Source organism: Pseudomonas sp. RA_35y_Pfl2_P32, assembly GCF_963970735.1.
Taxonomy (GTDB): domain Bacteria; phylum Pseudomonadota; class Gammaproteobacteria; order Pseudomonadales; family Pseudomonadaceae; genus Aquipseudomonas.
Genome location: NZ_CAXAQF010000318.1, coordinates 1 through 458, shown reverse-complemented (window position 1 = coordinate 458; position 458 = coordinate 1). Strand labels below are relative to the sequence as shown.

At 65.5% G+C, this 458-nt stretch carries 1 protein-coding gene; it reads right to left on the bottom strand.

Translation table 11 applies throughout. The annotated features are described in order from the left end of the window. Nucleotides 1-92: 92 nt before the first annotated feature. Nucleotides 93-458 (bottom strand): site-2 protease family protein (locus tag AACY45_RS28475; RefSeq protein ID WP_339548804.1); only part of this gene is annotated, 366 nt, incomplete at its 5' end.

Here is a 458-nt window from a genome sequence, read left to right as displayed (position 1 = left end):
GGCGGCACGCCGCGCGCGCTTTACCGCCGAGCCGCCCTGGGTCGACCCAAGGCCCAAAGGCTTGTCGAGGATCAGCCAGCCATGCAGCCCGGTCATCCCGCGCCCAGATAGGCGATGCCGAAGAAAAAGTCGGTGGCGGCACCCGCAATGGGAGCGACGAAGCGGTGCACGATATCAGTCTGCGGGCTGATCATCGGCAGGACGAACAGCAGCACGAGCAGCAGCGGAAAGCCGTAGCGGGCGAGCTTCGCATAGTGGATCGCGGCGGCGCGCGGCAGCAGGCCCTGCACGACATGCCCGCCATCGAACGGCGGCAACGGGATCAGGTTGAAGATACCGAGAAACACGTTGATCTGCAGGAAATTTCCGAGATTATCGACCGCGAAGCGCGCCAGGGTGAAGGGGGGCACCGGGGCTGGAACGCCGTGCAGCACGAGCAACAGACCCGCCAGCACGAA